Annotated in this window: 4 protein-coding genes and 2 pseudogenes; 2 read left to right on the top strand and 4 right to left on the bottom strand. The window is 57.3% G+C overall.

Annotated features, from left to right (window positions below):
* Positions 1–407 precede the first annotated feature (407 nt).
* Positions 408–1,262 carry an IS5 family transposase gene (locus tag GOB93_RS20485; RefSeq protein ID WP_173585218.1) on the top strand — a complete coding sequence of 285 codons (855 nt, stop codon included), beginning with the start codon at positions 408–410 and terminating at the stop codon, positions 1,260–1,262.
* Here the strand turns inward: GOB93_RS20485 and GOB93_RS20480 are convergent.
* The gene (locus GOB93_RS20480; RefSeq protein ID WP_242010964.1) at positions 1,259–2,452 is read right to left on the bottom strand and encodes a sensor histidine kinase; all 1,194 of its coding nucleotides are present in this window, start codon (positions 2,450–2,452) and stop codon (positions 1,259–1,261) included. The genes GOB93_RS20485 and GOB93_RS20480 overlap by 4 nt on opposite strands.
* Position 2,453: 1 nt before the next feature.
* The gene (locus GOB93_RS20475) at positions 2,454–3,635 is read right to left on the bottom strand and encodes a sigma-54-dependent transcriptional regulator (RefSeq protein ID WP_173585217.1); all 1,182 of its coding nucleotides are present in this window, start codon (positions 3,633–3,635) and stop codon (positions 2,454–2,456) included.
* A 278-nt stretch (positions 3,636–3,913) separates the two neighbouring features.
* Between GOB93_RS20475 and GOB93_RS22405 the strand changes: the two genes are divergently transcribed.
* The gene (locus tag GOB93_RS22405; RefSeq protein ID WP_173585216.1) at positions 3,914–4,483 is read left to right on the top strand and encodes a biotin/lipoyl-binding protein; all 570 of its coding nucleotides are present in this window, start codon (positions 3,914–3,916) and stop codon (positions 4,481–4,483) included.
* On the opposite strand, the pseudogene GOB93_RS20465 reads toward GOB93_RS22405, so the two are convergent.
* Positions 4,408–5,297 (bottom strand): annotated as a pseudogene (locus GOB93_RS20465) (IS3 family transposase); the annotation flags it as partial. The gene GOB93_RS22405 and the pseudogene GOB93_RS20465 sit on opposite strands and share 76 nt — an antisense overlap.
* Positions 5,298–5,363: 66 nt before the next feature.
* Positions 5,364–5,473 (bottom strand): annotated as a pseudogene (locus tag GOB93_RS20460) (IS5/IS1182 family transposase); the annotation flags it as partial.

Here is a 5,473-nt window from a genome sequence, read left to right as displayed (position 1 = left end):
GTGGGTGGATCTGAAGCATCATTCGGTCTCCCTGCAAACGGAAGAAAACAACGAAGCATAACGCGGTATCGCCCACGCTACATCATCCCAATGACGTCTCACAACCTGACAGCTAGAGGTGAGCATGCGGTTCGTGGCCACCAAGAATGAAGAGCAGCATGCAAGCAACTACAGGGCGGCATGCATCGGTCCACAGATGAGCTCGAGGCCGACATCACAACCTTTATCGCCGCAGGTAACGAAAATCCCAAGCGATATCGGTAAGGCAAATCAGCCGACCAGATACTCACTTCTGTGAAACGGCTTTGTCACAAGACAATGAACTGAACTTAGTGTCTGACCGAAAATGAGTTGAGTGATTTCAGCAGGTTATGATTCATGGGTTTGCGACAACCTGATGAGACAGGATGGTCTGGACTGAAATCACCCGTGCGCACTATCGGCGGGGCGCCCTTGAATATGCAAGCGACCTGCGCGATGCGGAGTGGGCCCTGATTGCCCCGTTGATGCCCGGGAGGAAACGACTGGGGAGACCGCGACGTACGGATTTGCGCCGCGTCATGGAGGCGATCCTCTGTATCGTCACCACGGGCTGCCAGTGGCGGCAATTGCCGCGTCACTTTCCCGCCTTCACGACCGTGCAGGGCTATTTCTATCGCTGGATCCGCCAGGGACGATGGGAAGCCATGAACCATATTCTCGTGATCCTGTCGCGTGAGCAGGACCGGCGAGACGTCACGCCTTCGGTGGGCATTATCGACAGCCAGTCGGTTAAAACCGCTGAAAATGGCGGGTCACGTGGCTACGACGCAGGCAAGAAGATCAAGGGACGCAAGCGGCATATCATCACCGATACACCCAGGCATATCGTAGCAAGCGTGGTGCGTCCCGCCGACATCCAGGATCGCGACGGCGCGCTGCTGGTCGCGGCCCGGATCAGCGCCTTGTTTCCCTGGCTGCACCATCTGACCTGCGACGGAGGCTATGCCGGCGAGAAGTTGCGTGGTGCGCTGGCTGAACCCGGCCGATGGACGATCGGGATCGTCAGGCGCAGCGATCGGGCCGAAGGCTTCGTCGTCCTGCCGAAACGCCGGATCGTGGAGCGCAGCTTTGCATGGCTCGGACGCTGCCGTCGCATTACCAGGAATGTCGAAACGACAATCTCCTCATCTGAAGCCTGGCTTACGATCGCTCACATCCGAAGAGTTCTGCAGAAAATCAATCAAATCGCTGTCTGGTTCAGGTCCTTAGATTCAGGTTAGAGTGTTAGGATAAACGACGTTTTCCAAGAAGCGGTCAACTCACCCAATTCAAGCGTGAGCGAACCGCCATGCGCAAGCGCTATTTGGCGGGTAAGTGTGAGGCCGATACCACTTCCGTTGCGTTTAAGGGTGAAAAATGGCTGAAAGATAGAATCTCGATCAGCTTCCGCGACGCCAACTCCGTTGTCTCGCACAGCGAAGACGGTTTTTTCAGATGTCCCCATCGCTTCGAGCCACACAGTCGGCACGATATCGTGCGTTCGTTCTAGTGCGGCATCAGCGGCGTTGTTGAGCAAATTTAGGAGAGCCTGTTCAATTTGCTCAGCATCAAGCCGGGCTGTTAGGTGCGAAGGTGGAAAATTGACCTTTAGTCGTACGTGTTCTCCCCATCGTGTCTCGAACAGCGCGACAACAGTGGCGAGGAGCTCTGCCAGACGTGTGGGCTTACGTTCAGGGGGAGGCAGTCGTGCCAGCGCCCGGTATCCCTGTACAAAGCGATCTATCCCCCGCGCCCGACGCAGGATCGTGTCCAAAGCTTCCGCCAACATTTCTCGTGATTGGGCGGCGTCCGGTCGACTGGCGAGATCGTGCGCTGTTTCGGCCAGAGAGACGATAGGGGTAAGGGAGTTCATGATCTCATGACTAAGGACGGACAGCAGATCACGAAGGGTGCGGGCGTCTGCCTCATTTAGCTCCGTCTCGATATCGGTGAGCACCAGAAGTTGCCGTATGCCACCCGAGCCGCTCGTACGGACAGTCGAGAGAAAATAAATCCCCGGGGCCCCTCCAGCACAAGGAGTAAGGCGAACGAGGCGATCCTCGGTTTCTAACGCGACACTTTGCTCAGGACGCAGGCAATCGTTGGTGGAAAACAGGCGTCGCGCGGCACGATTAGCAACATGAATTACGCCATCAGCGCTACGATAAAGCAAAATAACGGGCGCGTGGTCGAGTAACGCTTTCCCCCGTATTGCGTCTAGGTCCGACACTCTCGGAATGGCTGTTTCGATCCGAATTTCCCGCCGCGACAGCCGGGAAACGTGGGCGAGCATCGTGACAGCCGTACCAAGCCCCAGCAGGACCAGTATTCCGGTCGTAACATAAAAGTCCGCCCTGTATGCGCGCGGCGCCAGCAGGCAGATGCCTCCAAACAGTACGATACATAATCCGCTGCGCCAGACCTCGCGCATGTCAAAGCGCGTGTCGTGCCATGCGACGGTAGAGTGCGGGACGGGTGATACCCAAATCTTTTGCGGCATGTGTGATGTTGAAGCCGTGTCGGCGTAACGCTGCCGAAATCAAGGCTCGTTCAGAAAGTGCCAACGTTGGTGTGTCCGAGGGTACAGTCGTGTCTGACGCAAAAGCAGCTTCCTCGCCGAAAAGCACAACGCGTTCGATCAGGGCGCGCAGTTCACGAATATTCTGTGTCCATGCACGGCATTGCAGTGTCTCCGGCCGCGCGGCATTGAGCGTCGGTTCAGGCACCCCATGATGACTGGCGAAATAATGCAGGAAATGCGCCGCCAGCACCGGAATATCGGCCCTACGTTCCGCAAGTGGCGGTAGCGTGATCCGTGCAGCCGCGAAATGAAGCATCAAGCGTGCAGACAATCGGGCGTCCAGATCAACCAAAGTCAGGGAAGATAGTGCAAACACCCGGGGTGGCGATGCTCCATCGAGCCGGTCGGCCAGCTCACGCTGAAGCTTGGGAGTAAGGGCCTCTACGCTCCGCAATATCCAGTGGCCAGCCGCTTGGGGCAGCGCGGAAAGAGCTTCGGCGTCGAGCAGGACAGAATTCACGAGTGTGCCCGAATAGCTATGAATACGCTTCGCCAGAAGCGTCTTTCCGCTACCGGGAGGGCCGGAAATCAGCACCTGCGCGCGTGTCGGGGCGATCCGTTCCGAAAAGGCGATAATAGAGCGCATCTCTTCCGACTGGACGATCATCACCGGGCCGGCGCTTTCCGGCCCGGACTGTCCGGCGCGGCGCTGTGTACGGGCAAGCGTTTCCGCAATGAGTGTCGTGAGCCGCGCATTGTTCCACGGCTTCATCACGAAATCTACCGCGCCCGCGCGCATCGCCGCGACTGCGATAGAAACCCCGCTATGTCCCGTCACAACGATGACCGGAAGTCCCGGACATAAGACATGAATTTCGGTCAGAAGTGTCAACCCTTCCGCTCCATCGCGTGCACCTGGAGCATAGTTGAGATCCAAGAGAACGAGATCAATAGTGTCGGCGATGAGAGCAGCTTGTGCCTGTATCGCATCTTGCGCCGCGATCACGCGCAGACCATTCCGCGCGAACAGAAGTTTTGCGGCCGACTGAATGTCGGCGTCATCATCGACAAAGAGGATTGTAGCATCGCTCATCGATTCGACTCCGGAACCTGTACCAAAAAAACGGATGTGATTCGCTCTTGCAACCGATTACTTTTGCGTCTTGACAGGATGTTTTTAACCGTCCGTTTCTGAACACTGCTTTCAAAACCGGACATCAGTTTTTTAGATTCTAAAAAATACCTTTGTTGTTCAACACGTTAAAAATTACCCTAGCTAGGGTACACTGTTCCCAAACAAGGGAATAGACGATGCACCAGCCTGTCACCTCAACTGTCCCCCACAGATCCGGTTCTGTCTCTGGAGCTGAAATGGATCGCCGGATCGTGAGGTCTCCACGCGATATCTTTCTGCGCCGTCTCCTGCGTTACGGAGGTATCGGTGCGACGGCAATCGGGGTCGTCACATTATGGCGGATGGCTCCATCCTCCGGCACACTGTCTGTACAGAACGGCCAGATTTCAATCGAAGCAGTGCACTCTGCGCCGTTTCTTGATTATCTCCCCGTGCGTGCTGCTGTAGCTCCCCTGAGCACCATCTTCGTCAATGCGGTGCAGGGAGGGGAGGTAGCAGAGGTCGTCGTGCATGATGGCGCGTTGGTCAAAAAGGGCGATGTGCTTGCACGCCTGACCAACCCGCAACTTCAGCTTGATGTCACTTCCCGGGAAGCGCAGATCGCAAGCCAGCTTGGTGCGATCAGTGCCCAACGCCTGTCACTCCAGCAGACACGGACTGGCGAAGACACTGCACTGGGCGAGGCACGTTACGCTTTACTCAAGGCGCGGCGTGAGTTGCAGATGCGTCGTTCCAGAACCTCGGTGAACCGGGGCGTCGTGAATTGTGAACCCTGGTCCGTGTTGAAAATCTCCGGGGCGCCATAGCGCATGAGGGCATCCTGTAGCGCCTCGATACAGAACTCCACGTCCATCGTGTTCGACAGACGCCAGGACAGCACCTTGCGCGTGTGCCAATCCATCACCGCCACCAGATAGAGAAAGCCCTTGTGCATCGGGATATAAGTGATGTCGGAACACCACACCTGGTTGGGCCGGTCGATGACCAGATCCCGTAGCAGATATGGATATTTCCGATGTTCCGGATGGGGCACGGTCGTGCGCGGCTTCTGGTAGATCGCCCGCAGGCCCATGATCGCCATGAGCCGCCGGACCCGCTTGCGGCCCACTTCATGTCCCAGGCGGCGCAGATGCCATGTCATCTGCCGTGAGCCATAATACGGCGTTTCCAGGAACTGGGCGTCGATCAGCCGCATCAGCTTCAGATTGGCCTCGCTCTGTGGCACAGGCCGATAGTAAACGCCCGACCGGTTGAGTCGCAGCAGCGTGCATTGCCGGATTATCGGCAGGCGCGCTCGCTTCGGGTCAATCATCTGCCGCCTCTGATCACGCCCAACCGAGCAGAGGCATCGCGTAAAAAATCCCGTTCCACGAGAAGCTCGCCTATCTTCGCGTGCAGTTTCTCCACATCAGCAGGGCTGACCGGGGGCTCAGACACCGTCTTCCCGGAAAAGGTCGCCGCCATCCCCTCGATCGCCTGCCGTTTCCACTGGGCGATCATCGTCTGATGCACCCCATGTTTCGAAGCCAGTTCCGCCAGCGTCAGTTCCCCACGGATCGCCTCCAGGGCAACCCGTGATTTGAACTCCGCCGCATACCGTTTCCGCGTAACCTTGCCCATAAAACCCGTCCTCGTTCAGGTCGGATTATAGCTTAGACACCTGTCCGAAAAATGGGGGCCACCTCTCTCGACGACGAACTCCAGATAAGCCGCCTTGTCCATCAGTTGGAGGCGGTCATAGGCGCCATCGGCAAACAGGTGCTTCACCCAGGGCCAGCGTTTACGGATCGCATCCA

It is taken from the genome of Acetobacter musti (assembly GCF_011516835.1).
Classification (GTDB): domain Bacteria; phylum Pseudomonadota; class Alphaproteobacteria; order Acetobacterales; family Acetobacteraceae; genus Acetobacter; species Acetobacter musti.
The sequence above is the reverse complement of the archived record's forward strand: the minus strand, read 5'-3'. Positions and strand labels throughout refer to the sequence as shown.

Excerpts from the sequence above, each read along its gene's own strand:
- GOB93_RS20480 (WP_242010964.1), bottom strand. The coding sequence starts at position 2,452 with ATGCGCGAGGTCTGGCGCAGCGGATTATGTATCGTACTGTTTGGAGGC.
- GOB93_RS22405 (WP_173585216.1), top strand. The coding sequence starts at position 3,914 with ATGGATCGCCGGATCGTGAGGTCTCCACGCGATATCTTTCTGCGCCGT.
- GOB93_RS20475 (WP_173585217.1), bottom strand. The coding sequence starts at position 3,635 with ATGAGCGATGCTACAATCCTCTTTGTCGATGATGACGCCGACATTCAG.
- GOB93_RS20485 (WP_173585218.1), top strand. The coding sequence starts at position 408 with ATGGTCTGGACTGAAATCACCCGTGCGCACTATCGGCGGGGCGCCCTT.